Source organism: Kitasatospora sp. NE20-6 (assembly GCF_045862635.1).
Window position 1 is genome coordinate 1 of record NZ_BPRL01000034.1, and the last position, 25,614, is coordinate 25,614.

General features: G+C 74.2%; 15 protein-coding genes and 1 rRNA gene. 12 read left to right on the plus strand and 4 right to left on the minus strand.

The window, feature by feature from the left end; translation table 11 throughout:
- Both rrf and SNE206_RS22535 read left to right on the plus strand, forming a co-directional pair.
- Positions 1–75, plus strand: a 5S ribosomal RNA gene (gene rrf / locus SNE206_RS22530); the annotation flags it as partial.
- Positions 76–138: 63 nt separating this feature from the next.
- Positions 139–1,002 carry a phosphatase PAP2 family protein gene (locus SNE206_RS22535; protein ID WP_407915283.1) on the plus strand — a complete coding sequence of 288 codons (864 nt, stop codon included), beginning with the start codon at positions 139–141 and terminating at the stop codon, positions 1,000–1,002.
- A 49-nt stretch (positions 1,003–1,051) separates the two neighbouring features.
- Here the strand turns inward: SNE206_RS22535 and SNE206_RS22540 are convergent, their stop codons facing one another.
- The 3 genes from SNE206_RS22540 to SNE206_RS22550 all read right to left on the minus strand — a co-directional run bounded on the left by SNE206_RS22540 (position 1,052) and on the right by SNE206_RS22550 (position 5,791).
- A complete protein-coding gene (locus SNE206_RS22540; protein ID WP_407915284.1) occupies positions 1,052–1,912 on the minus strand; it encodes a SecDF P1 head subdomain-containing protein in 861 nt (286 codons plus the stop codon).
- 271 nt (positions 1,913–2,183) lie between these two features.
- A complete protein-coding gene (locus SNE206_RS22545) occupies positions 2,184–2,747 on the minus strand; it encodes an acetate uptake transporter (RefSeq protein WP_407915285.1) in 564 nt (187 codons plus the stop codon).
- Positions 2,748–3,229: 482 nt separating this feature from the next.
- Positions 3,230–5,791, minus strand: a complete 2,562-nt coding sequence (locus SNE206_RS22550) for a SpoIIE family protein phosphatase (protein WP_407915286.1) — start codon at positions 5,789–5,791, stop codon at positions 3,230–3,232.
- Positions 5,792–6,203: 412 nt separating this feature from the next.
- Here SNE206_RS22550 and SNE206_RS22555 point away from each other — a divergent pair, with 412 nt between their 5' ends.
- From SNE206_RS22555 to SNE206_RS22595, 9 genes are all read left to right on the plus strand, one after another.
- A complete protein-coding gene (locus tag SNE206_RS22555; RefSeq protein ID WP_407915369.1) occupies positions 6,204–10,832 on the plus strand; it encodes a HAMP domain-containing protein in 4,629 nt (1,542 codons plus the stop codon).
- A gap of 259 nt (positions 10,833–11,091) precedes the next feature.
- The gene (locus tag SNE206_RS22560) at positions 11,092–11,727 is read left to right on the plus strand and encodes a response regulator (protein WP_407915370.1); all 636 of its coding nucleotides are present in this window, start codon (positions 11,092–11,094) and stop codon (positions 11,725–11,727) included.
- Positions 11,728–11,853: 126 nt separating this feature from the next.
- The gene (locus SNE206_RS22565; RefSeq protein ID WP_407915287.1) at positions 11,854–14,517 is read left to right on the plus strand and encodes a DNA translocase FtsK; all 2,664 of its coding nucleotides are present in this window, start codon (positions 11,854–11,856) and stop codon (positions 14,515–14,517) included.
- A gap of 350 nt (positions 14,518–14,867) precedes the next feature.
- A complete protein-coding gene (locus SNE206_RS22570; RefSeq protein WP_407915288.1) occupies positions 14,868–15,620 on the plus strand; it encodes a helix-turn-helix domain-containing protein in 753 nt (250 codons plus the stop codon).
- A gap of 73 nt (positions 15,621–15,693) precedes the next feature.
- The gene (gene rimO / locus SNE206_RS22575; protein WP_407915289.1) at positions 15,694–17,163 is read left to right on the plus strand and encodes a 30S ribosomal protein S12 methylthiotransferase RimO; all 1,470 of its coding nucleotides are present in this window, start codon (positions 15,694–15,696) and stop codon (positions 17,161–17,163) included.
- Entirely contained in the window at positions 17,160–17,813 is a 654-nt protein-coding gene (gene pgsA, locus SNE206_RS22580) for a CDP-diacylglycerol--glycerol-3-phosphate 3-phosphatidyltransferase (protein WP_407915290.1), read from the plus strand. The genes rimO and pgsA overlap by 4 nt, the downstream gene beginning before the upstream one ends.
- Positions 17,814–17,833: 20 nt before the next feature.
- A complete protein-coding gene (locus SNE206_RS22585; protein ID WP_407915371.1) occupies positions 17,834–18,313 on the plus strand; it encodes a CinA family protein in 480 nt (159 codons plus the stop codon).
- Positions 18,314–18,584: 271 nt separating this feature from the next.
- The gene (locus SNE206_RS22590; RefSeq protein ID WP_407915291.1) at positions 18,585–18,953 is read left to right on the plus strand and encodes a helix-turn-helix domain-containing protein; all 369 of its coding nucleotides are present in this window, start codon (positions 18,585–18,587) and stop codon (positions 18,951–18,953) included.
- Between the two features lie 52 nt (positions 18,954–19,005).
- A complete protein-coding gene (locus SNE206_RS22595; RefSeq protein WP_407915292.1) occupies positions 19,006–19,302 on the plus strand; it encodes a hypothetical protein in 297 nt (98 codons plus the stop codon).
- Here SNE206_RS22595 and SNE206_RS22600 read toward each other — a convergent pair.
- Positions 19,284–23,915: an ATP-dependent helicase gene (locus tag SNE206_RS22600; RefSeq protein WP_407915293.1), complete on the minus strand. Its 4,632-nt coding sequence runs from the start codon at positions 23,913–23,915 to the stop codon at positions 19,284–19,286. The two genes, SNE206_RS22595 and SNE206_RS22600, sit on opposite strands and share 19 nt — an antisense overlap.
- Before the next feature lie 187 nt (positions 23,916–24,102).
- On the opposite strand from SNE206_RS22600, the gene SNE206_RS22605 reads away from it, so the two are divergent.
- Positions 24,103–25,605 (plus strand): S8 family peptidase, encoded by a 1,503-nt coding sequence (locus tag SNE206_RS22605; protein WP_407915294.1) that lies wholly within the window; start codon positions 24,103–24,105, stop codon positions 25,603–25,605.
- Positions 25,606–25,614: the final 9 nt, after the last annotated feature.

The following is a 25,614-nucleotide window of genomic DNA, read 5'->3' on the forward strand; positions in this document are numbered from 1 at the left end:
AACCCGGAAGCTAAGCCTCGTAGCGCCGATGGTACTGCAGGGGGGACCCTGTGGGAGAGTAGGACGCCGCCGAACAATTCTTCGAGAGAAGCCCCCTCCCCTTTCCGGGAGGGGGCTTCTCTGCGTTAACCTTCGCCAATGCAGAACCTGACCCTCACCTGGCAGACCTCGGCCGTGACGTCCGTGGTGCTGTTCGGTTCGGCGTACGCCGCCGGGCGGACGCGCCGGGCGTTGCCGGCGGCGCTGCTGCGCGAGGCGGGGACGCTGCTGGCCCTGTTCGCGCTCTGGCAGATGGTCGGGCACCTCTCGCTGATGAGCACCGCCCATGCGCTCGACCGTGCCGAGTGGATCCACCGGACGGAGCTGGCGCTCGGCCTGCCCGACGAGGTGGCCTGGCAGCGCGCGGTGGTGCCGCATCCCTGGCTCGTGCAGGGGGCCAACTACTACTACGCCACCATGCACTTCGGCGTGATGCTGGTGCTGCTTCTCTGGCTCTTCCTCCGGCACCGGGAGAGCTACGCGTGGGTCAGGACGACGGTCGTGCTGACGACCGCCGCCTGCCTGCTGATCCAGTTCATCCCGGTCGCCCCGCCGCGCATGCTGCCCGGGAACGGCTTCGTCGACCTGGCGGTGCAGTACGGCCAGTCCGTGTACGGCGGCGGCGTGGCCGGCGTGGTCGCGGACCAGTTGTCGGCGATGCCGTCGGTGCACGTCGCGTGGTGCGTGATCGTCGCGGTGGCCGTCGTGGTGATCGGACGCGGCCCGTGGCGCTGGCTGGTGGTGCTGCACCCGGTGCTGACCGTGGTCGTCGTGGTCGTCACCGCCAACCACTTCTGGGCGGACGGCGCGGTCGCCGTGGCGCTGCTGCTCGTGGTCTACCTGGTGCAGCACGCCGCGGCGGGCTGGCGGGGCCAGAGCGGGGTGCCGGGCGTCGTGCTGACGCCGGCCGCGGCCGCGGCCGCGCAGGAGAAGGAGTCGGACCGGAGCCCGGCCGGCCGGTGAGGACTCCCCGGCCGGCCGGGCTCCGTCCGGTTCCGGGTCCGGTCCCGCGTCAGCCCGGCTTCGGTGCGGAGACCCGCATCGGCATCGGCAGGCTGCCGTCGGAGAGGCGTTCGGCGACCTCCGTGGCGGCCTCCCGGTCGCCGTAGAAGTGGATGTCGGTGGTCGGGTCGGTGATCGCCATGACGACGACGAGGCTCGACACGACCCGGCCGTCGAGGGTGATCGCGAGCTCGCCGGTGGCGGCGCCGGGTCCGGCGAGTGCGGTGGTGACGGCGGTGAACGCCTTCGTGCCGTCCGGCGTGAACCGGACGGAGACGATCCAGGCGGTGCCGTCGCCCGTGGAGTCCTTCAGTTCGGCGCCGGCGACAGTGTTGCCGTGCATCGCGGAGGGGGCGAGGGCGTACCGGCGGTCGGCGAGGGTGCGCGGCTGCTTGCCGCAGGCGACGGTGGGCTTCGCCGGCGCGGCGGGCCGGAGGTCCGCGGGGCACTTCAGGGTGTCGAACGCGGACCGGAGCTCGTCGGGCACCGTGCCCTCGGTCGTGCCGTCGGCGGCGTCGGCCACGGCCTGGACCGGCCTGAACGTGAGGAGTGCCCCGGCGGCGAGCCCGGCGATCCGGTCGCCCTCGCTGCCGGCGGCGGAGACCTCGATGGTGCCGTTGCCGATCCGGGCCTTCACGTCCTTGAGGCCGATCCTGGCGGCGCGCCTGGTCAGCACCGTGGCGGCCTGCTGCAGGACGGGCTTGTCGAGGGGCTGTTCCGGGGTGAAGACCACGGTGGTCCGGGCGCCCGTCCCCGAGGCCGTGCACCCGGTCAGTGCGGCGGCGGCCAGGAGGAGGGCGGACAGTGCGGCCGGCACCGGGTGGAGGGCGGCCCGGGGAGCGGACGGAGCAGGGTGGCGTGGCGGCGTCATGCGGGCCAGTCTCCCGATCGCGTACGGCCCCGGCGGCGAAGTAGACGCAACCGTGATCGGCCAGGGCCGCGGCGGGCCGCTGACGGGCCTCCCAGGCCCCGCGACAGGCCGCACGGACGCCTGCCGTACGGGCCCGGGCCGTGCCGGTGCGTGCAGACCGGATGCGTGCAGACCGGACGCGTGCCGACCGGGCGCGTGCCGGACGGCTGCGGACATGCCGGTGGGCCGGGCCCCGTGGGGGTGAGGCCCGGCCCACCGGCGGTCCCGAGGGCTACCTGACCGGCAGGGTCTTCAGCCCGCCGCCGCTGTTGGTCAGCGTGGCGGTCGCCCAGTACCAGGCGGCCAGGCCGGATGCCGCGGCGACCCAGCCGGCGACCTTGCCGAGCCCGCCGCTGTCGGCGAACGCGGCGACGGCCCCGAGCAGGAGGGAGACCGAGAACAGGCCGTAGACGGCGCGGCCGAGCAGCCCGTGGGCGTTCCAGCCGGCGAGGGTGAGGCTCAGTGCGAGCAGGGCCCAGAGCAGCAGGAACAGGCCGGCGGCGTTCTTGCTTGCCCCGCCGGCACCGGACCACACGGCCCAGAAGGCGCCGAGGGAGGTGAAGGCGGTGCCGGTGAAGACCTCACCGGCGCGGAGCTGCCAGAGGCCCGCGACGAAGAGGGTGAGGCCGCCGACCAGGTGGGCCAGCGACACGGCGTCCTTGACCCCGGCCCCGTCGAGGAGGCCGGTGGAGAGGAGACCGTAGGCGAGGAGGGTCAGTCCGAGGGCCAGGTGTCCGAGAGGACCCGCGTCGGCTCCTGCGGGTCGGGCGTTCGCCTCGGTAGCGTCGTTGCTCACCGGAGGCTCCTTTCACTGGGTGCCGGGATGGCGGCGGTGAAGGGTCGAGGGCGCACCGCGGCCCGGGGGCGCGGTGCGTGAGGGCGCACGGAACACGTGCGTGACGGTGCACGGTGGGTGCGGCAGGTGGTTGCGCGATGCCGGACCGCGGGCGCACGGACGGTGCGTGCGGGCGGAGGCCGGCGGGTGAGGACCGGCGGTCGGGCCGCTGGTCGGGTGCCCCTCCGGGGGAGTCCCCGGTGATGACGGTGTACCCGGCCCGCAGGCCCTTGTACCCTTGTGAATGCCACAATTTGTTCAGTCGTCAGCTGTGCAGGGCCGCCATCCGTCGCTCGCCGACCGTTCGGTGGCGACAGTCGACCGGGCGGCCGACCGGTGCGCGCAGGCCGCACTGCCGCACGGAGCTGCCGCGGTCCGTGGCGCGGACGGCGCCGTGCAGGCGCCGGGGCCGACTACCTTCCGTACGGCGGCCCGTGGCGGTGTCAGCCGTGGCGCTGCTCGGGCACGCGGAGGGTGAGGATCGCCATGTCGTCCGAGGGCGGCTCCGGGGCGAACCGTTCGACCGCCCGCTGGACGCGGGCGGCGACCGCGCCGGCGGTGAGCCCGGTGCACCCGGTGAGCACCTCGGCGAGGCCGTCGTCGCCGAGCATCCGCAGGCCTTCGCGGCGTTCGGTGACGCCGTCCGTCACGCAGAGCAGGACCTCTCCCGGTGAGAGGATCAACTCCTCGGAGACGAGGTCGAGTTCTTCCATGACGCCGAGCAGCGGCTGCGGCGACGCCGCCTGGTCGACCTTGCCGTCGGTGCGCAGCCGCAGCGGCAGCGGGTGGCCGGCGCAGACCAGGGAGAGTGCGGTCGACCCGTCCGGGCGGGGCGTCAACTCGCCGTACAGCAGGGTGAGGAAGCGGCTCCGGGTGCCCTCGCCGAGGATGGCGGCGTTGAGGCGGGTGAGCACCTGGGGCGCGTCGAGGCCCTCCCGGGCCAGCAGGCGGAGGGAGTTGCGGGCGAGGCCCGTCACGGAGGCCGCCTCCGGGCCGGTGCCGCAGACGTCGCCGATCGCGAAGCCGTACGTGCCCTCGCGGATCGGGAAGATGTCGTAGAAGTCGCCGCCGACCTCGTTGCCCTCGCCGGCCGCCTGGTAGAACACCTCGACGTCGACGCCGGGGATCTTGGGCAGTTCCGGGGGCAGCAGGGCCCGCTGGAAGGCCTGGCTGGTGGCGGTGCGCTCCGAGTAGAGGCGCGAGTTGTCGAGGGCGAGGGCGGCGCGGCGGGAGAGGTCCTCGGCGAGTTCGAGGATCTCCTGGCGGAAGCGGACGCCGGCGGCGGCGCCGAGCACGAGCAGTCCGATGACCCGGTTGCGGGCGGCGAGCGGGAGGACGACGGTCTCGCCGAGCAGCCCGGCGAGGGCGGGGCCGTCGGCCAGGCCGAGGCTGTGGGCGGTCTCCGCGGGGGCCTTCCAGAACCGGACGCCGGCGGCGGGCCCGGCGGCGGGCGGCGCGGTCTTGTCGAGGAGGTCGCGCAGCGGGTCGATGCGGTCCTCGTCCTCGTGCAGGAGGAAGGCGAGGTCGGCGGCACCGCCCTGTTCGCCGGTGGTGTAGACGGCGCACCAGGTGGCGAGCTTCGGCACGGCCATCTGGGCCATGAGGGCGAGGGTCTGCTCGTGTTCGAGGGTGCCGGCGAGCAGGTCGGAGGCTTCGACGAGGAAGGAGAGGGAGCCGCGGCGGAGCTGTTCGAGCTCGGTCAGCCGGGCGCTCTCCAGGGCCAGCGCGATGCGGTCGGCGGCGAACTGCAGGCGCAGCGCGTCCTCGTTGTCGTAGCGGGCGGGAGCGCCGGCGGCGACGCCGAGGGAACCGGTGAGTCGGCCCTCGACCTTGAGCGGTACGGTGATGAGGGAGCGCAGTCCGCTGCCGTTGAGCAGCGGCGCGGCGGACGGGCGGACGGCCAGGTCCTCGTGGACGGCGGGCAGCCGCGCGGAGTCGTAGCGGCCGGCGCCGCCGTCGATCGGCAGGCGGGCGTAGCGGCGGCCGGCGGTCGGCAGGCCGGTGGCGGCGCGCACCTCGAACTCGGTGTCGTCGTCGGTGGTGAGGAGCAGGTAGGCGGCGTCCGCGTCGAGGAGGTCGCGGGCACGGTCGACGATGCGCTGGAGGAGTCCGTCGATGTCGCCGAGGTCGCCCGCGGAGACGGGGCCGACCAGCAGGTCGAGGGGTTCGATGGAGGGCGGCGTCTCGGGCGTGGTGCCGGGGGTGCGCAGGACGGCCCGGTCGGCGTCGTCGACCAGCAGGCAGAGGGTGGACGGGGTGCCGTGGGTGTCGCGCAGCCGGACCTGGACGCCGTACACGTCGAGGGTGCGGCCGTCGCCGGTGCGGACGCCGTAGCTGCCCTCCCAGCGGGCGAGGCGGAGCGTCTCGGTGAGGCCGAGTCCGGTGCCGGGGGACTGCGGCCAGTCGGCGAGGTCGGCCCAGGGGCGTCCGACGGCCTGGTCGGCGGTGTGGCGCAGCAGGGATTCGGCGTCGGCGTTCCAGCCGCGGACGGTGCCCTCGTCGTCGAGTTGGACGACGGCGACGCGGACGGGCCCCGCGGCGCCGGGGAGTTCGCCGCCGGGCAGGCTCGGCACGGCGTAGCGGGTGCCGAGGACGTGCTCGGGCAGGGCGAGCCGGAACCAGACGGTCTTGCGGCCGGCGGTGTACTCGACGCCCCAGCAGGAGGAGAGGGCGGAGCACATGAGGAGGCCGCGGCCGCCTTCGCCGTCGGGGTCGGCGTACCGCTCGGAGGCGGTCGGGACGTTGACGAAGGAGGGCAGGCCGCGTTCGGGGTGATGGTCGGTCACCTCGATCCGGACGGTCTCCTGCTCGCGGATGCAGCCGACCTCGGCGGAGGTGCCGGCGTGGACCACGGCGTTGGTGACGAGTTCACTCACGAGGATGACGGCGTCGTCGACGACCTCCGGCAACCCCCAGCCGAGGAGTGCGTCGCGGACGAAGCCGCGCGCAGCGGCGGCGGACCGGTCGACCGGTCCGAAGGTGGCGGCTGCGCGTGCAGTGACCACGTGCCACGTCTCCTCTGCTCTGGTCCGGCTGCCCGGCTCACGGGAGTTGTGCCCCCTGGGCCCGGTGCAGCGTTCCACCCTACTTTCCGCTTGGTACCCCGCGGGCCCGGGGAGCGGAAACAGGCGCGTGGGGGTGATTCTGCCCACGGAGGAGGTGCGGGTGGCGTGAACCCTGTGCAACCGGACGGACACCGGCCGCAGGTGCTGACAGACTGGGGGGTCCGCAGCACCCGGCCGGCGAAGTACGGTCGAAGCGGTGCCGGTGGCCGGGACGGCCGCCGTACCGCTCCCGAACGGTACTGAAGCGGTACCGCACAGTAACGATGTGGGAGGGCCCCCGTTGAGTTCGGCCACCAAGGACGCCATCGCCACGACCGGGGAAGCGACCCATGCCGGCAGCCGGGCGCGCGGGGTGCCCGGGCGCCGGGCCGGAGGGTACGGCCGCGGTGCCGAGCCCGCCGACCTGCGCAAGCTGCTGGCGGCGCTGACCGCCATGCGGGACGGCAACGTCCGGCGGCGGCTGACCGTTCCGGGGGACGGCCCGCTCGCGGAGATCGCGGCGGTCTTCAACGAGGTCGCGGAGCGCAACCAGCACCTCACCGGTGAGCTGGCGAGGGTGCGGCGGGCGGTCGGCCGGGAGGGGCGGCTGTCGGAGCGCCTGGAGACGGGTGTCGGCGAGGGCGCCTGGATGGCGGCGATCGACAACTGCAACGCGCTGATCGACGACCTGGCGCGCCCGATGGCCGAGGTGGGCCGGGTGCTCGGGTCGATCGCGGAGGGTGACCTCGACCAGCGGATGGAGCTGCGGTCGATCCACACCAACGGGGCGAGCTACCCGCTGCGGGGCGAGTTCCTGAAGGTGGGCCGCACCGTCAACGGGCTGGTGGACCAGCTGTCGGAGTTCACCGACGAGGTGACCCGGGTGGCCATCGAGGTGGGCACCGACGGCAAGCTGGGCGGGCAGGCCCGGGTGCGGAGCGTCTCGGGCAGCTGGAAGGACCTGGCGGACTCGGTCAACACCATGGCCGGGCGGCTGACGGCGCAGGTGCGGAACATCGCCGAGGTGACGACGGCGGTCGCCAAGGGCGACCTGTCGCGCAAGGTCACGGTGGACGTCGCCGGCGAGATGCTGGAGCTGAAGGTCACCGTCAACACGATGGTCGACCAGCTCAACTCGTTCGCCGCGCAGGTGACGACGGTCGCGCGCGACGTGGGCACCGAGGGCCGGCTGGGCGGTCAGGCGCAGGTGCCGGGCGTGGCCGGGGTGTGGCGCGACCTCACCGACTCGGTGAACTTCATGGCGGCGAACCTCACCGCGCAGGTGCGGAACATCGCGGAGGTGACGACGGCGGTCGCCAAGGGCGACCTGTCGCGCAAGATCGAGGTCGACGCGCGCGGCGAGATCCTGGAGCTGAAGAACACCATCAACACGATGGTCGACCAGCTGTCCGGCTTCGCCGAGCAGGTGACGCGGGTGGCGCGCGCGGTGGGCACCGAGGGCATCCTGGGCGGCCAGGCGCAGGTGCCGGGCGTGGCCGGGGTCTGGAAGGACCTCACCGAGAACGTCAACTCGATGGCGAACAACCTGACGAGCCAGGTGCGCAACATCGCGCAGGTGACGACGGCGGTCGCCAAGGGCGACCTGTCGCAGAAGATCCAGGTCGACGCGCGCGGCGAGATCCTGGAGCTCAAGAACACCATCAACACGATGGTCGACCAGCTCGGGGCGTTCGCGGCGGAGGTGACCCGGGTCGCCCGGGACGTCGGCACCGAGGGCATCCTGGGCGGCCAGGCGTCCGTGCCGGGTGTCTCCGGCACCTGGCAGGACCTCACCAACAGCGTGAACCTGATGGCCAACAACCTGACCAGCCAGGTGCGGAACATCGCCGAGGTGACCACCGCGGTGGCCCGCGGCGACGTGTCGAAGAAGATCACCGTCGACGCGAAGGGCGAGATCCGCGAGCTGGTCACCACCGTCAACACGATGGTCGACCAGCTGTCGGCGTTCGCGGACGAGGTCACGCGGGTGGCCCGTGAGGTGGGCACCGAGGGCATCCTGGGCGGTCAGGCGCGGGTGCGCGGCGTCTCGGGCATCTGGCGCGACCTGACCGACAACGTGAACTTCATGGCGTCGAACCTGACGAGCCAGGTCCGCAACATCGCCGAGGTGGCCTCGGCGGTGGCCAGCGGAGACCTGTCGAAGAAGATCACCATCGAGGCGCAGGGCGAGGTCAAGGCGCTCGCCAGCACCCTCAACACGATGGTCGACCAGCTGTCGGCGTTCGCCGTCGAGGTGACCCGGGTGGCCCGTGAGGTGGGCACCGACGGCACCCTGGGCGGCCAGGCGTCCGTGCCGGGCGTCGCGGGCATCTGGAAGGACCTGACCGACAACGTCAACCTGATGGCCAACAACCTCACCGGCCAGGTCCGCAACATCGCCCTGGTCATCACGGCGGTCGCCCGCGGCGACCTGTCGCAGAAGATCGACGTCGACGCGCGCGGCGAGATCCTGGAGCTGAAGACCAGCATCAACACGATGGTCGACCAGCTCGGCGCGTTCTCCGACGAGGTGACCCGCGTGGCCCGCGAGGTGGGCACCGACGGACGGCTCGGCGGCCAGGCCCGCGTCCCCGGCGTGGCCGGCCGCTGGCAGGACCTCACCGAGTCGGTGAACGAGCTGGCCAACAACCTGACCCGGCAGGTGCGTGCGATCGCCCAGGTCGCCACCGCGGTGACCCGCGGCGACCTCTCCCCGCGGATCGACGTGGACGCGTCCGGCGAGCTCGACGAGCTCAAGGACAACATCAACCAGATGATCGCGAACCTCCGCGAGACCACCCGCACCAACAAGGACCAGGACTGGCTGAAGACCAACCTGGCCCGGATGTCCGGCCTGCTGCAGGGCCGCCGCGATCTGGAGGCGGTCGCCGCGCTCATCATGACCGAGCTGACACCGGTGGTCTCCGCCCAGCACGGCGCGTTCTTCCTGGCGCAGCCGTCCGGCCGGACGGCCGAGCTGGTCACCGAGGACGACGACGAGAACGACACCGTGCTGCGCCTGATCGGCAGTTACGGCTACCAGCGGCGCACGATGCCCACGACGTTCCGGCCGGGTGAGGGGCTGGTCGGGCAGGTCGCGGTGGAGCGGCGGTCGATCGTGGTCAGCCAGACCCCGCCCGGCTACCTGAAGATCGCCTCCGGGCTCGGCGAGGCGTCGCCCGCGCACGTGGTGGTGCTGCCGGTGCTGTTCGAGGGCCGGCTGCTCGGGGTGATCGAGCTGGCGACGTTCAGCTCGTTCACGGCGGTCGCCCTGGACTTCCTCAACCAGATCGCCGACCTGATCGGCGTGACGGTCAACACCATCAGCGTCAACACCAAGACCGAGGGCCTGCTGCTGGAGTCGCAGCGGCTGACCGCCGAACTCTCCATGCGCTCCGCCGAGCTGGAGGCGCGGCAGGAGGAGCTGGAGCGCACCAACGAGGAACTGCAGGAGAAGGCCGAGCAGCTCGCCCAGCAGAACCGCGACATCGAGATCAAGAACAGCGAGATCGAGGAGGCCCGGCAGATCCTGGAGGAGCGCGCCGAGCAGCTGGCCCTCGCCTCCCGCTACAAGAGCGAGTTCCTCGCCAACATGTCGCACGAGCTGCGCACCCCGCTCAACTCGCTGCTGATCCTCGCCAAGCTGCTCTCCGACAACAACGAGGGCAACCTCTCGCCCAAGCAGGTCGAGTTCGCCGAGACCATCCACGGCGCCGGTTCGGACCTCCTCCAGCTCATCAACGACATCCTCGACCTGTCCAAGGTCGAGGCGGGCAAGATGGACGTCCGTCCGGCCCGGATCGCCCTGGTGCAGCTGGTCGACTACGTGGAGGCCGCGTTCCGGCCGCTCGCCGCGGACAAGAACCTCGACTTCGCGGTGCGGGTCTCCGACGAACTCCCGGCGACCCTGCACACGGACGAGCAGCGGCTCCAGCAGGTGCTGCGCAACCTGCTCTCCAACGCGGTGAAGTTCACCGACGCCGGCGCGGTCGACCTGCTGATCCGGCCGGTCACCGACGCGGACGTCCCCCAGCACGTCCGCGAGCAGCTGCTGGAGGCCGGGGCCATCGGTGACCCGGACGAGCAGCTGATCGCCTTCTCCGTCTCCGACACGGGCATCGGCATCCCCGGCAACAAGCTGCGGGAGATCTTCGAGCCGTTCCGGCAGGCCGACGGCGGCACCAGCCGCAAGTACGGCGGCACGGGCCTGGGCCTGTCGATCAGCCGGGAGATCGCCCGACTGCTCGGCGGCGAGATCCACGCCGAGAGCGAGCTCGACGACGGCTCCACCTTCACGCTGTACCTCCCGCTGCGGACCGAGGGCCCGGAGGCCGCGCCCGACCGCCTCGCCGGACCGGGTGCGCGCGCCGCGGTCGGGTTCACGCCGGTGGGCCTCCCCGTGCCGGTCGGCGAGAACCCGGCCGAGCACTGGGCGCAGGAGGTGCGCGAACTGGCCGAGGAGCGCCGCAGGGGCGCCGCAGAGCGCCGCCGGGCGGCGGAGGGACGGCCGCAGCAGGCCCGTGCGGTCGCGGCCGAGCCGTTCGCCGCGGGCCAGGAGCAGTTCCCGCGGCAGCCCGTGCAGGCGGCCGACCGGCCGGGCCGGGCGGCGCAGTTCCAGGGCCGCTTCGAGGGCCAGCGGGTGCTGATCGTCGACGACGACATCCGCAACGTCTTCGCGCTGACCAGCGTGCTGGAGGAGTACGGCCTGGCGGTGCTGTACGCGGAGAACGGCCGCGAGGGCATCGAGGTGCTGGAGCAGCACGAGGACGTCTCCCTGGTGCTGATGGACATCATGATGCCCGAGATGGACGGCTACGCGACCACGGAGGCGATCCGGCGGATGCCGCAGTTCTCGGGGCTGCCGATCATCGCGCTGACCGCGAAGGCCATGAAGGGCGACAAGGAGAAGAGCCTGGAGGCCGGGGCGAACGACCACGTCACCAAGCCGGTCGAGACCGACCATCTGCTGGCGGTCATGCGCCACTGGCTGACGGTCGGGTAGCCGCCAGGTCCACCGGACGGCCCGCACTGGCGAGTCCGGTCGGGAACCCGGTAGGGTGCCGCAATCGTTGCGAACGGTGACCGGACGGTGACGCCGAGTCCCCGGCCGGCGGCTCCGTCGACCCCGCAGCGGCGGCGGTCCGGCCCCGGATCGCCGGGAGCGATGTGACGGGCGAGGGGGTACGGCTAGCATGACCGGGTCAGTAGCGGGCGGCACGCAGGTGCCCGCCCTGGGCAGGCAACCGGCAGGAGGGCGGGTCCTGGTGCAGAAGGCGAAGATCCTTCTGGTCGACGATCGGCCGGAGAACCTCCTTGCCCTGGAGGCCATCCTGTCCGCGTTGGACCAGACCCTGGTGCGTGCCTCGTCCGGCGAGGAGGCGCTGAAGGCGCTGCTCACCGACGACTTCGCGGTGATCCTCCTGGACGTCCAGATGCCGGGCATGGACGGCTTCGAGACGGCCGCCCACATCAAGCGCCGCGAGCGCACCCGTGACATCCCGATCATCTTCCTCACCGCGATCAACCACGGCCCGCACCACACCTTCCGCGGCTACGCGGCCGGCGCGGTGGACTACATCTCCAAGCCGTTCGACCCGTGGGTGCTGCGCGCCAAGGTGTCGGTCTTCGTCGACCTCTACATGAAGAACTGCCAGCTCAAGGAGCAGGCGGCACTGCTGCGCCTGCAGCTGGAGGCCGGCGAGGCGCCCGCGCTCGGCGGCGCACTGCTCGGCGAGCTGTCGGCCCGGCTGGCCAGCGTCGAGGAGCAGGCGGAGGCGCTCGCGAAGCAGCTCGACGGCTCCTCGGACCCCGCGGCCGCCGCGGGCGCCGCGCACCTGGAGCGCAAGCTCGCCGGTCTGCGCCGGGCCCTCGACGCGCTGCGCCCCGGCTCGTCCTGAGCCGGTCCTGACACCGCGTCGGCCCCGCCCCCGCGGGCCGTCCGCGGCGGGTACCGGCGACACGCCCCCCGCCGCCGCGCTCGGTCACATGTGCTGGAGTGCCGCCCGCCGGTAGGCTGCTGAGCCATGGCCACACGTACGCCCGGAAGCCAGGCACGCAACCCGAAGCCCGGGCCGGCCAAGAAGGCGCCGGCCGGGAAGGCCGCCGCCGCGCCCGCCGTCCCGCGCAAGGCGGCCGCGGCGAAGAAGGCGTCCACGAAGAAGGCCGCCGCGCCGCCCCCGCCCCCGCCGCGGCCGATACTCTTCCGCGCCGTGCGGGCGGTCTGGCTCGGCCTCGCGCACTCCGTCGGGGCGCTGTTCCGCGGGTTCGGCCACGGCGCGAGGAACCTCGACCCGGCGCACCGGAAGGACGGCCTGGGGCTGCTGCTGTTCGCGCTCGCGCTGGTCACCGCCGCCGGCACGTGGTTCAGCCCGCAGGGCTGGCTCGGCGGCGCCGCGACGAACGTCGTGTCCGGACTCTTCGGCCGCCTGGACGTCCTGGTGCCGTTCCTCCTCGGCGCGGTCGCCGTACGGCTGATGCGCCACCCCGAGGTGCCGGAGGCCAACGGCCGGATCGTGATCGGCCTGACCGCCCTGGTGATCGGTGTGCTCGGCCTGGTCCACATCGGCTGCGGAGCCCCCGTCATGTCGAGCGGGGCGACCCGGATACGGGCCGCGGGCGGGATCGTCGGCTGGGGCGCGTCCACCCCCATGATGGCCGCGGCGGGCCCGCCGCTCGCGGTGCCGCTGCTGCTCCTCCTCGCGTTCTTCGGGCTGCTGGTCGTCACCGCCACGCCGGTCAACAAGATCCCGGAGCGCCTGCGCCAGGTGGGCGTGCGGCTCGGCGTGGTCGAGCCGGCGTTCGCGGGCGGGGCCGGCGCGGACGCCCCCGGGGCGGCCCGCGAGTTCTCCTCCGAACCCCCCGAGGACGCCGACCCGGAGGCGCTGCCCTTCACGATCGAGGGCCGGGACGACGAGTCCGGCCGCTCGCGGCGGCGCCGCCGCCACAAGAAGGTCGACGAGCCGGAGCTCGGCTCGGCCCTCCCCGACATGTTCGTGAAGGACCCGTACGAGACCCGCGACATCGCGGCCGGCGTCGCCGCCGACCTGGACGGCGCCCTGCTGTACGGAGTGCCGGGCTCGCCCGCGGTCGCCAGCATGATGCACCAGGTGCAGGACAACACGGCGCCGCCGGAGGAGCCGGCCGTGCCGGCCGCCCGGTCCGCCGGGGCCCCGGGCGGCCACGGTCCGGCGCCGGTGCGGATGGAGCAGCTGCGGCTGGCCGGCGACGTCACCTACAGCCTGCCGCCGCTCGACCTGCTGGAGCAGGGCCCCCCGGCCAAGGCCAGGTCCCGGCTCAACGACGAGGTCGCCGCCCAGCTCAGCGCCGTCTTCGCGGAGTTCAAGGTGGACGCCCGCGTCACCGGCTTCACCCGCGGCCCGACGGTCACCCGCTACGAGGTCGAGCTGGGCCCGGCGGTCAAGGTCGAGCGGATCACCGCCCTCGCCAGGAACATCGCGTACGCCGTCGCCAGCCCCGACGTGCGGATCATCAGCCCGATCCCCGGCAAGTCCGCGGTCGGCGTGGAGATCCCCAACCGGGACCGCGAGATGGTCACCCTCGGCGACCTCCTGCGCTCGCGCAGCGCCTCCGACGACGACCACCCGATGGTCGTCGGCATGGGCAAGGACGTCGAGGGCCACACCGTGATGGCCAACCTCGCGAAGATGCCGCACGTCCTGGTCGCCGGCGCGACCGGTGCGGGCAAGTCCTCGTGCATCAACTGCCTGATCACCTCGGTGCTGGTCCGTTCCACCCCGGACGAGGTCCGGATGGTGCTGGTCGACCCCAAGCGCGTCGAGCTGACCGCGTACGAGGGCATCCCGCACCTGATCACGCCGATCATCACCAACCCGAAGAAGGCCGCCGAGGCCCTCCAGTGGGTCGTGCGCGAGATGGACATGCGCTACGACGACCTCGCGGCGTTCGGCTTCCGGCACGTGGACGACTTCAACGCCGCCGTGCGGGCCGGGACGGTCGTACCGCCGCTCGGCAGCGAGCGCGAGCTGACGCCCTACCCGTACCTGCTGGTGATCGTCGACGAGCTGGCCGACCTCATGATGGTCGCCCCGCGGGACGTCGAGGACTCCGTCGTGCGCATCACCCAGCTGGCCCGCGCGGCCGGCATCCACCTGGTGCTGGCCACCCAGCGGCCCTCCGTGGACGTCGTGACCGGCCTCATCAAGGCGAACGTGCCGTCCCGGCTGGCGTTCGCCACCTCGGCGATGGCCGACTCCCGGGTCATCCTCGACCAGCCCGGCGCGGAGAAGCTCATCGGCAAGGGCGATGCGCTGTTCCTGCCGATGGGTGCCTCGAAGCCGGTCCGGATGCAGGGCGCCTTCGTCACCGAGGCGGAGATCGCCCGGATCGTGCAGCACTGCAAGGACCAGATGTCGGCCGTCTACCGCGACGACGTCTCGGTCGGCGGCGGTCCGAAGAAGGAGATCGACGAGGAGATCGGCGACGACATGGATCTGCTGATCCAGGCGGCCGAGCTGGTGGTCTCCACGCAGTTCGGCTCCACGTCGATGCTCCAGCGCAAGCTCCGGGTGGGCTTCGCCAAGGCCGGACGGCTGATGGACCTCATGGAGTCCCGGGGGATCGTCGGGCCCAGCGAGGGCTCCAAGGCCCGGGACGTCCTCGTGAAACCCGATGAACTGGACAGTGTGCTCCTGACACTCCGTGGGTAGCCGCCTCTCACCCGTTCGGTGGAATGTGATAGGTAAGGGAACCACGCCGGGCACCCGGCACGTCCCCTTCGGGGCGGAGGCGAACCATCGCCCCGGCCTGCGCTGATCCGCCGTCAGGCAGGGTCGGGCGGCCGCCCACGTTCGGGCCTGTTCCGCTTGAGAAACGTTCCACCCCCGCCCCTAGACTGTCTTCTCAGCAGGTGGCCAACGCTCGAAAGGCGCGTCCAGTGACCATCGGCAAGTCCCCCGACCGAGGCAGCCGCCGGCCCTCAGCCCGCACGTCCCGGAACGCTTCGGGACAGCCGGCGCCGGCAGACCAGCCCGCCACCGACCTCCCGTCCATCGGACGTGTGCTCACCGTCGCCCGGATCGACGCCGGACTGACCGTCGATCAGGTGAGTTCGACGACCCGCATCCGCGTGCCGATCGTGCACGCCGTCGAGCAGGACGACTTCAGCCGCTGCGGCGGAGACTTCTACGCCCGGGGCCACGTCCGGCTCCTCGCCAAGGCCGTCGGGGCCGACGCCGACGAGCTGGTCGCCCGGTACGACGCCGCGCACGGCGGCGCCCCCGCCGACCGCCGGCCCACCCCGCTGATGGACCCCACCCCGATCAAGGTCAACGACCACCGCCGGCCGAACTGGACCACGCCGATGGTCGTGGCCATCGTCGCCGTCGTCGCGCTGATCGGCTTCAACCTGGTCGGCGGCGGCTCCGGCCAGCCCGCCGCGGGCACCGCCAGCTCCCCGCTCGCGGACGCCCCGGGCCCGGCCGCCGCCTCGCCGTCCGCCCAGCCGCCGGCCCCGGCCCCCAGCCTGGCGCCGATCGCGGCGGCCCCGGCCGACAAGGTCACCGTGAAGCTCGTCGCCGAGAAGGCCACGAGCTGGGTGTCCGCGAAGGACGGCAAGAACAGGACGATCTTCTCCAACAACCTCGAATCCGGCCAGGACCAGACGTTCACCGACGGCAAGCAGATCAGCCTGGTGATCGGCAACGCGGGCGCCGTGCACGTGTACGTCAACGGCAAGGACCTCGGTCCGGCGGGTGCGGACGGCCAGGTGGTGCACGTCACGTACACCCCTGGAGACCCCCAGGCAGGCTGAGTCCGGGCCTTCGGACAACGCGCGCGGCCTCCGGGGCGAACGGCACCGGGGGCCGCGCGTTAATCTTGGCGTCATGCCTGAACGCCGTACTGTCGCCCTTGTCACGCTCGGATGCGCCCGCAACGAGGTGGACTCCGAGGAACTCGCCGGGCGACTGGAGGCGGACGGCTGGCTCCTGGTCGACGACGCCGCCGACGCCGACGTCGCCGTCGTCAACACCTGCGGGTTCGTGGAAGCCGCCAAGAAGGACTCCGTCGACGCCCTGCTGGAGGCCAACGACCTCAAGGGCCACGGCCGCACGCAGGCCGTCGTCGCGGTCGGCTGCATGGCCGAGCGCTACGGCAAGGAGCTCGCCGAGGCGCTGCCCGAGGCCGACGGCGTGCTCGGCTTCGACGACTACTCCGACATCTCGACCCGGCTGCAGACGATCCTCTCCGGCGGCCACGTCGAGGCCCACACGCCGCGCGACCGCCGCACCCTGCTGCCGCTGACCCCGGTCGAGCGGCAGGCCGCCGCCGCCGAGGTCGCGCTCCCGGGCCACGGTGCCCCCGCGGACCTCCCCGACGGCCTCGCCCCCGCCTCCGGCCCGCGGACGCTCCGCAAGCGCCTCGACGACAGCCCGGTCGCCTCGATCAAGCTCGCCTCCGGCTGCGACCGCCGGTGCTCGTTCTGCGCCATCCCGGCCTTCCGCGGGTCCTTCGTCTCCCGCCGCCCCTCGGACGTCCTCAACGAGGCCCGCTGGCTCGCCGGCGAGGGCGTCACCGAGGTCGTCCTGGTCAGCGAGAACAACACCTCGTACGGCAAGGACCTCGGCGACATCCGGCTGCTGGAGACGCTGCTGGGCGAGATCGCCGCCGTCGACGGCATCGAGCGGATCCGCGTCAGCTACCTGCAGCCCGCCGAGATGCGCCCGGGCCTGATCGACGCGATGACCTCGACCGACAAGGTCGTCCCGTACTTCGACCTGTCGTTCCAGCACTCGGCCCCCGCGGTGCTCCGCCGGATGCGCCGTTTCGGCTCCACCGACCAGTTCCTGGAGCTGCTCGCGGGCATCCGCGGCAAGGCCCCGGAGGCCGGTGCCCGCTCGAACTTCATCGTGGGCTTCCCCGGTGAGACCGAGGAGGACTACGCCGAGCTGGAGCGCTTCGTCTCGCACGCCCGCCTCGACGCGATCGGCGTCTTCGGGTACTCCGACGAGGACGGCACCGAGGCCGCGACCCTCGACGGCAAGCTGCCGGACGACGTCGTCGCCGACCGCCTCTCCCGCCTCTCCCGTCTCGCCGAGGAGCTCACCGCGCAGCGCGCCGAGGAGCGGATCGGCACCGAGGTGCTCGTGCTCGTCGAGTCCGTGGAGGACGGCACGGTCGAGGGCCGCGCCGCCCACCAGGCGCCCGAGACCGACGGCCTCACGACCCTGCTCGGCGCGGACGACGCCGAGGTCGGCCGGTACTACCGCGCCGTGGTCGTCGGGACCGAGGGCGTCGACCTCGTCGCCGAGGCCGTGGCCGCGGAGCCGGAAGCCACCCCGGGAGCGGACGCATGACCCAGGGGCCCGGTGCCCCCGCCGCGGCCCGCCCCGGCCGCCCGGGGGCCGCACAGCCCCCGCAGCCCGGGGTCTGGAACATCGCCAACATCCTGACGATGCTCCGGCTGCTGCTGGTGCCGGTGTTCGTGGTGCTGCTCTTCGCCGACGGCGGCCACGACCCCAAGTGGCGGGCGGTGGCGTGGGCCACCTTCGCCGTCGCGATGATCACCGACGTCTTCGACGGCGAGCTCGCCCGGCGCAAGGGCCTGATCACCGACTTCGGCAAGATCGCCGACCCGATCGCCGACAAGGCGATCATGGGCGCGGCCCTCATCGGCCTGTCCGTGCTCGGCGACCTGCCCTGGTGGATCACCGTCGTCATCCTGGCCCGCGAGCTCGGCGTCACGCTGATGCGCTTCTGGGTGATCCGCTACGCCGTCATCCCGGCCAGCCGCGGCGGCAAGCTGAAGACGCTCACCCAGGGCATCGCCGTCGGCATGTACGTGCTGGTGCTGACCGGTCCGCTCGCCACCGCCCGCGCCGTGGTGATGGGCGCCGCCGTGCTGCTGACCGTCGCCACCGGCCTCGACTACGTCGGCCAGGCGCTGCGGCTGCGCCGCGAGGGCCTCGCCCGGAAGCGGACGGCCGGCGGGGGAACGACCGGGTGAACGACCGGGTGGACGACCGGGTGCTCGCGGAGGAGGTGCACGCCGCCCTGCGGGAGCAGGGCGCCACGGTGGCGGTCGCCGAGTCGCTCACCGGCGGGCTGCTCGCCGCCGCCCTGGTGGACGTCCCCGGGGCCTCGGCGACCTTCCGCGGGTCCGTCACGGCCTACGCCACCGAGCTGAAGGCCACCGTGCTCGGCGTCGACGAGGGGCTGCTCGCCGTCCACGGCCCCGTGCACCCCGTCGTGGCACGGCAGATGGCCGAGGGGGCCAGGAGGCTGCTCGGCGCGACGTACGGGATCGCGACCACGGGGGTGGCCGGGCCTGACCCGCAGGACGGGCTGCCGGTGGGCACCGTGCACGTCGGATTCGCCGGCCCGGACGGAACAGCGGCGGTCTCCCCGGTGTTGTCCGGGCAACGCACCGTCATCCGCGCGGCGACCGTCACCGAGGCCCTGGAACTGCTCCTCGGGCACCTAGCGAGTCGCGGGCGTCCGCGCTGAGCTTTCCTGAAATCGCTGAACTCACGGCCCGAGCTGGAGGATCGTGTTACATCACCACCCCGCGGCGGGCAGAACACAGGAAGCCGACCAGCCGCGCACCGGGGCCGGGGGCGCCCGAGGGGCGCGACGACGGCCCGGGTGGGGCCCAGAACGGGAGGGGACAGCCTTGCAGCCCAGAGTGAACACGACCACGGTCCCCGCACGCGATGCGGACGAGGCGGTACGGTGGGGTCGTGACATCTCGATCCGCAGTCCGAGGAGGGAGGCACCGATGATCCTGCTCCGTCGCCTGCTGGGCGATGTGCTGCGTCGGCAGCGCCAGCGCCAGGGCCGCACACTCCGCGAGGTGTCGGCGGCCGCCAGGGTTTCACTCGGCTACCTCTCCGAGGTGGAGCGGGGGCAGAAGGAGGCGTCCTCCGAGCTGCTCTCCGCCATCTGCGACGCACTCGACGTCCGGATGTCCGAGGTCATGCGCGAGGTCAGCGACGAGCTGTCGCTCGCCGAACTTGCGGCGATGGCCACCCTCTCCGAGGGTGATCTCCTGAGGCCGGTGCTCGAACCGGTGCCGCTGCAGTCGCCCGGCGACCGGGCCGGTGCCACGGTGCCCAAGGCCGCCGCCATGGACGTGGTCGCGGCCTGACCGGACCTCGCTGACCCCGCCCTCCCCCGGGGAGCGGGAGAAGGAGGCCGGAATGACCACCAACGGAGCGCTGCGAGCCGCACGGCTCGTGCGGGCGGCCGGGCGGGACCACCTCAGGTGGGCCGGCCCGGCCGCTCTGCTGTGCGCGGGCACGGGCTGGTGGCTCCTCGGCCCCGCCACGGGCGGTGACGGCACCGTGCTCGGCATACTCGCCGCCGGCGGCTGGGGACTGGGCCTGCTGCCCGTCCACAGCGACAGCCGGCCGACCGGTCCCGCCCGCCGCCGGCCGTCCGCGGCGCCCGCGCCCCCGCCTGCGACCGAGGACGAGCCTCAGGGCCTCAGCCGGTAGCCGCGCGGCGTCGGATGGAAGCCCGCCTCCTCCAGCACCGGCCCCAGCGCCGACGTGAGCGCCGCCTCGCCGTCCGCCCGCTCCACCGTCACGCTCCCCAGGGCGCCCGCCCGTACGGCCCCCGCGAGGGCCCGTGCCGCCACCGCCAGCGGCTCGCCCGCCGTCCACGACAGCAGTGACCTGCCGCCGCGCTCCACGTACAGCACCAGCTCGCCGTCGACCAGCACCACCAGGGCGCCCGCCTTGCGGCCCGGCCGGTGCGCGGCGCCCTTCGCGGCCGGACCGGCCGCGGGGTCGGGCCACGCGAGTGCGGCGCCGTACGCGTTGGCCGGGTCGGCCGCGGCCAGCACCAGCGCCGCCGGCTGCTCGTCACCACCGGGGCCGGGGGCCGACGCCCAGCCCCGGGCGGCGGCACGCTCCAGCCGGCCGTTCACCGACCGGAGCCGGTCGGCGGCGCCGTCCATCGCGAACTGCGCACCGCCCAGGCCCTCCACGAAGTAGCCCCGGCGGGCCCGGCCGCGCTCCTCGAAGGCGGACAGCACGCGGTACACCCCGGCGAAGCCGCCGGGAACCCGTTCGGCGGCGACCGCGCCGCGCGTCAGCACCCCGTGGCGGTCGAGCAGGCTCTGCGCCCGGGCCGCCGCCCGCGCCGTCGCGGCGCCGTCCGCCCCGGGCAGCAGCGACCACCGGCCGGCGACCGTCGGCGGGCCCGGCCGGCGGGCGCCGTACGGGCGGCCGGCGCCGCCGATCCGGCCGCGGGGGGTGCCGCGCACCGCCCGGTGGGCCGTCGACCCGGCGGTCCGTCCCGAGCCCAGGAGCGCCCGCAGCGGGGCCAGCGAGTCGTTGGTGACGTACCCGGCCCAGACGAGGTCCCACAGGGCCGTGGCGACCTCGCTCTCCGCCGTGTCCGGCAGACGGTCGGCGAGCTGGCGGAACAGCAGTCCGTAGCCGCCGGCGAGGGCCGAGAGCAGCTCCGTGTGGACGGGGGTCACGGCGGGCGGCACCGGCTCGGGGCGCAGCAGCGGCGCGTTCTCGGCGAGGTGGAGGCTGATCCAGCCGTCCTTGCCCGGGAGGGCCCCGGCCCCGGCCCAGCCGACCTCCCCGGCGATCATGAGCTCGTTCAGCAGCTCGGGGGAGTAGTCGGACACCCGGGCGGGGAGCACCAGCCTCTCCAGGGCGGACGCCGGCAGGGCGGTGCCCTGGAGCTGCTCCACGACGCGGTACAGGCCGTCGACCCCGCGCAGCCGGTGCCCGGCCAGGTGCTGCCACTGCGGGAGGAACGCGGCGAGCGCTCGCGGCGGCACCGGCTCCACCTCCTGGCGCAGCGCGGCCAGGGACCGCCGCCGCAGGCGCCGCAGCACCTCGGTGTCGCACCACTCGACGGTGGAGGTGTGCCCTTCGAGCGGGCGGAACTCGCCCTGGACGAGGCGGCCCGCCGCGGTGAGGCGGTGCAGCGTGCCGGTGACCACGGCGGTGCCGAGGCCGAAGCGCGCGGCGGCCTCGGCGGCCGTGAACGGGCCGTGGGTGCGGCCGTAGCGGGCCAGCAGGTCGCCGAGCGGGTCCTTCACCGGCTCGGTGAAGGCCTCCGGCACGCCGACCGGCAGCGGGGTGCCCAGGGCGTCGCGCAGCCGCCCGGCGTCCTCGATCGCGGCCCAGCGCTGCTCGCCGCCGATCCTGACCCGGACGATGCGGCGGGCGGCTTCGAGCCCGAGGGCCCACGGCGGCTCGGCGCCGCGGACGGCGAGCTCGGCCCCGGAGAGCGGGCCGAGCATGCGCAGGGCGTCGGCCACCCCCTCGGCGTCCTTGATCCGGCGCTCCGGGGTGAGGCGCTGGAGTTCGGTCTCCAGGTCGGCGAGGACCTGAGGGTCGAGCAGCTCGCGCAGCTCGGCCTGGCCGAGGAGCTCGGAGAGCAGCCGGGAGTCGAGGGAGAGCGCGGCGGCGCGGCGCTCGGCGAGCGGGGAGTCGCCCTCGTAGAGGAACTGCGCGACGTACCCGAAGAGCAGGGACCGGGCGAAGGGGGACGGCTCCGGGGTGGTGACCTCCACCAGGCGGACGGCGCGGGACTCCAGGTCGCCCATCAGCTCGACCAGGCCGGGCACGTCGAAGACGTCCTGGAGGCACTCGCGGACGGCCTCCAGCACGATCGGGAACGACCCGTACTCGGCAGCCACCTCCAGCAGCTGCGAGGCGCGCTGGCGCTGCTGCCACAGCGGGGTGCGGCGGCCCGGGCTGCGGCGGGGGAGCAGCAGGGCGCGGCCGGCGCACTCGCGGAAGCGGGAGGCGAACAGGGCGGAGCCGCCGACCTGGTCGGTGACGAGCCGTTCGACGTCTCCGGGGTCGAAGAGGGCGGCGTCGGCGCCGACCGGGGCCTCCTCGTCCGCGGGCCGGTCGGGGCTCGGGAAGTCGAGCAGGTCGGCGTCGGGCAGCCGCAGCACGATGCCGTCGTCGCCGTGCATGACCTGCGGGTCGAGCCCGTGCTTCTCCCGCAGCCGGGCGCCGATGGCCAGCGCCCACGGCGCGTGCACCTGGGCCCCGAAGGGGGAGTGGACGACGATCCGCCAGTCGCCGAGCTCGTCGCGGAACCGCTCGACCACGATGGTGCGGTCGTCGGGCAGGTGGCCGCACGCGGCGCGCTGCTCGGCGAGGTACGCGAGCAGGTTGCCCGCCGCCCAGTCGTCCAGGCCGGCCGCCCTCAGCCGGGCGGTCGCCTCCCCGGGCGGGAGGCCGCCGAGCTCGCGGACGAAGGCGCCGACCGCGCGGCCCAGCTCCAGGGGGCGTCCGAGGGTGTCGCCCTTCCAGAACGGCAGCCTGCCGGGCACGCCCGGTGCCGGGGTGACCAGCACCTTGTCGTGGGTGATCTCCTCGATCCGCCACGAGGTCGTGCCGAGGGTGAAGACGTCGCCCACGCGGGACTCGTAGACCATCTCCTCGTCGAGCTCGCCGACCCGGCCGCCGCCCTTCTTCGGGTCGGCGCCGGCGATGAAGACGCCGAACAGGCCGCGGTCCGGGATGGTGCCGCCGGAGGTCACGGCGAGCCGCTGCGCACCGGGCCGGCCGGTGACCGTGCCCGCGACGCGGTCCCAGACGACCCGCGGCCGGAGCTCGGCGAAGGCGTCCGACGGGTAGCGCCCGGCGAGCATGTCGAGGACGCCGTCGAACGCGGACTGCGGCAGCCCGGCGAAGGGCGCGGCCCGCCGGACGACCGCGAGCAGCTCGTCCACCGGCCAGGTGTCGAGGGCGGTCATGGCGACCAGCTGCTGGGCGAGGACGTCGAGCGGGTTGCGCGGGACGCGCAGCGCCTCGATGCCGCCCGCGCGCATCCGCTCGGTGACCACCGCGGCCTGCACGAGGTCGCCCCGGTACTTCGGGAACACCACGCCGGTGGAGACCGCGCCGACCTGGTGGCCGGCCCGGCCGACCCGCTGCAGCCCGGAGGCGACCGACGGCGGGGACTCGACCTGGACGACCAGGTCGACGGCGCCCATGTCGATGCCCAGCTCCAGGCTGGAGGTGGCGACCACGGCGGGCAGCCGTCCGGCCTTCAGCTCCTCCTCGACCTGCGCGCGCTGCTCCTTGGAGACCGAGCCGTGGTGGGCCCGGGCGAGCAGGGGCGGGGCGCCGCGGGCGGTCCCGGACTCGGCCATCAGCTGGGCCGGTGCGTGCGACTCGGGCAGCGGCTCGCCGGTGGCGCGCTCGTACGCGATCTCGTTGAGCCGGTTGCAGAGGCGCTCGGCGAGGCGGCGGGAGTTGGCGAAGACGATCGTCGAGCGGTGCGCCTGGACGAGGTCGACGATCCGCTCCTCGACGTGCGGCCAGATCGACGCGGCCCGGGCCGGGTCGTCGTCGCTGCCGGCGGGCAGCTCGTCGAGGTCGGGCACCGGGACGACCACCGACAGGTCGAACCGCTTGGCCGAGGGCGGCTGCACGACGACGGCCCCGCGCTGCGGGCTCAGGTAGCGGGCGACCTCCTCGACCGGGCGGACGGTCGCGGACAGCCCGATGCGGCGGGCGGGGGCGTCGAGCAGCTCGTCGAGGCGCTCCAGGCTGAGCGCGAGGTGGGCTCCGCGCTTGGTCCCGGCGACCGCGTGCACCTCGTCGAGGATCACCGTGTCGATGCCGCGCAGGGCGTCGCGCGCGGCGGACGTCAGCAGCAGGAACAGCGACTCGGGGGTGGTGATCAGGATGTCCGGCGGGTGGGTGGCGAAGCGGCGGCGCTCGGCCGCGGGGGTGTCGCCGGAGCGGATGCCGACCTCGACCTCCGGCTCGGGCAGCCCGAGCCGGACGGCGGCCTGCCGCAGGCCGGTCAGCGGGGCGCGGAGGTTGCGCTCGACGTCGACCGCGAGGGCCTTCAGCGGCGAGACGTAGAGCACCCGGCAGCGTCGCCCGGCGTCCGCGGGCGGCGGGGTGGCGCTGAGCCTGTCCAGGGCGGAGAGGAACGCCGCGAGGGTCTTGCCGGAGCCGGTCGGGGCGACCACCAGGACGTCGGTCCGCCGCCGGATGGCGGCCCAGGCCTCGGTCTGCGCCGGGGTGGGCGCGTCGAAGGCGCCGGTGAACCACGCCCTGGTCGCGGGGGTGAATCCGTCGAGGGCGTCCCCGGAGCTCTGCTGCGCCATGCCCCCATGGTGCCCGGTGCCACCGACAGGCCGGCGGCGTCGGCCCGGCCGCGTCGGCCCTCCGTCTGCCGCAGCCCGGCGGGCAGAAACAGACTTACCGCTCATATGGTGATGATTCGGTCACATGATGGGAGTCGCGGACACCGGACCCGACCGGTCCGGGCCCGACGGACGAGCGGAGGGCGCCATGGCGCACGGCAGCGCGGCCACCGACCGCACCGGCCGGCGGCACCGCGGGTCCGTCCACCTCCTGCTGGCGATGCTGCTCGTCGCCCTCGTCCTCGGCGGGGCGATCCCCTTCGTCTCCGGCCCGGACCGCTCCTACCTCAGCTACCTCGTGCTCGCCGAGCGCCAGGACGCCGACGGCGCCGCCCGCGCCGCCGAGGAGACCCGCGCCGCCGGCGGCCGCGTCGTCCAGGGCTACCCCCAGATCGGCGCCGTCCTGGCCTACGCGACCGGCGGCTTCGCCGACCGGCTGCGCGACCGGCCCGGGATGGCCGCCGTCGGGGCCACCCGCACCGTCGCCGTGCCCGGCCCGCCCGGCTCCCTCGACGGCGCGGGCTTCGGCCAGGAGGCCGTCGAGGGCGACGCCGCCCAGGGGAGCCTCGACGACCCCGCGGAGCAGGACGACTGGAACCTCGCCATGATCGGCGCGGGCGGACCGGCCCCCGCCGACGACGCCCTGCTGCGCACCCCGGCGGCCGACCGGGCGGAGGCGTCCGTCGCCCCGACGCCCGAAGCCCTCGGCCGGGTGCTGGTGGCCGTGCTCGACTCCGGCGTCGACGACACGCACCCCGACCTGCGCGACGCCGTCGACCCGCGGGCGTCCGCCTCCTGCGCCGACGGCCGGCCCGACTCCCGCCACGGCGCCTGGCGGCCCGACGAGGGGGTCTCCGAGAGCGGCCACGGCACCCACGTCGCCGGAATCGTCGGCGCCGCCCGCGACGGCCACGGCGTCACCGGCGTCGCCCCCGGCGTCCGGATCGCGGCCGTCCGGCTGCTCGGTCCGCTCGGGCAGTACTACGCGGAGAACATCGTCTGCGGCATGCTCTGGGCCGCCGACCACGGCGCCCGTGCCATCAACGACAGCTACTTCGCCGACCCGTGGAAGTACAACTGCCCGGAGGACGCGGACCAGGCCGCCCTCGCCCAGGCCGTCGGCCGTGCCGTCGCCTACGCCCAGCGCCGCGGCGCGGTCGTCGTCGCCTCCGCCGGCAACGACGGCCAGAACCTGGAGGACGTCCGGGTCGACCGGCGCAGCCCCAACGACCGCACCTCCGGGCCCGCCCAGGACCGCGTGCTCGGCACCGAGTGCATCCGCCTGCCCGGCGAGCTCCCCGGGGTGGTCACGGTCACCGCGCTCGACCGCGCCGGCCTGCCCGCCGGCTACACCAACTTCGGACGGGGCCGGGTCTCGATCGCCGCGCCCGGCGGCGACCCCGACGGAGGGCCCGGCACCGCGATCGTCTCCGACTGGCCCGGCGGCCGGTACGCGGCCCTCGCCGGCACCTCGATGGCCGCCGCCCACGTCACCGGGGCGGTCGCCGTGGTCGCCGTCGAGCACCCGGACTGGGGCCCCGACCGGATCGCCACCGCCCTGGCCGGGGCCGCCGCGGACAACTGCCCGTCCGGTCCCGACACCTGCCGCGACCGCCGCTACTACGGCGCCGGCGTGCTCTTCCTGCCCTGACCGCCCGGC

Coding starts and splice junctions, on each gene's coding strand:
- SNE206_RS22535 (WP_407915283.1), top strand. CDS start 139: ATGCAGAACCTGACCCTCACCTGGCAGACCTCGGCCGTGACGTCCGTG.
- SNE206_RS22565 (WP_407915287.1), top strand. CDS start 11,854: ATGGCCACACGTACGCCCGGAAGCCAGGCACGCAACCCGAAGCCCGGG.
- SNE206_RS22540 (WP_407915284.1), bottom strand. CDS start 1,912: ATGACGCCGCCACGCCACCCTGCTCCGTCCGCTCCCCGGGCCGCCCTC.
- rimO (WP_407915289.1), top strand. CDS start 15,694: ATGCCTGAACGCCGTACTGTCGCCCTTGTCACGCTCGGATGCGCCCGC.
- SNE206_RS22605 (WP_407915294.1), top strand. CDS start 24,103: ATGGCGCACGGCAGCGCGGCCACCGACCGCACCGGCCGGCGGCACCGC.
- SNE206_RS22595 (WP_407915292.1), top strand. CDS start 19,006: ATGACCACCAACGGAGCGCTGCGAGCCGCACGGCTCGTGCGGGCGGCC.
- pgsA (WP_407915290.1), top strand. CDS start 17,160: ATGACCCAGGGGCCCGGTGCCCCCGCCGCGGCCCGCCCCGGCCGCCCG.
- SNE206_RS22590 (WP_407915291.1), top strand. CDS start 18,585: ATGATCCTGCTCCGTCGCCTGCTGGGCGATGTGCTGCGTCGGCAGCGC.
- SNE206_RS22600 (WP_407915293.1), bottom strand. CDS start 23,915: ATGGCGCAGCAGAGCTCCGGGGACGCCCTCGACGGATTCACCCCCGCG.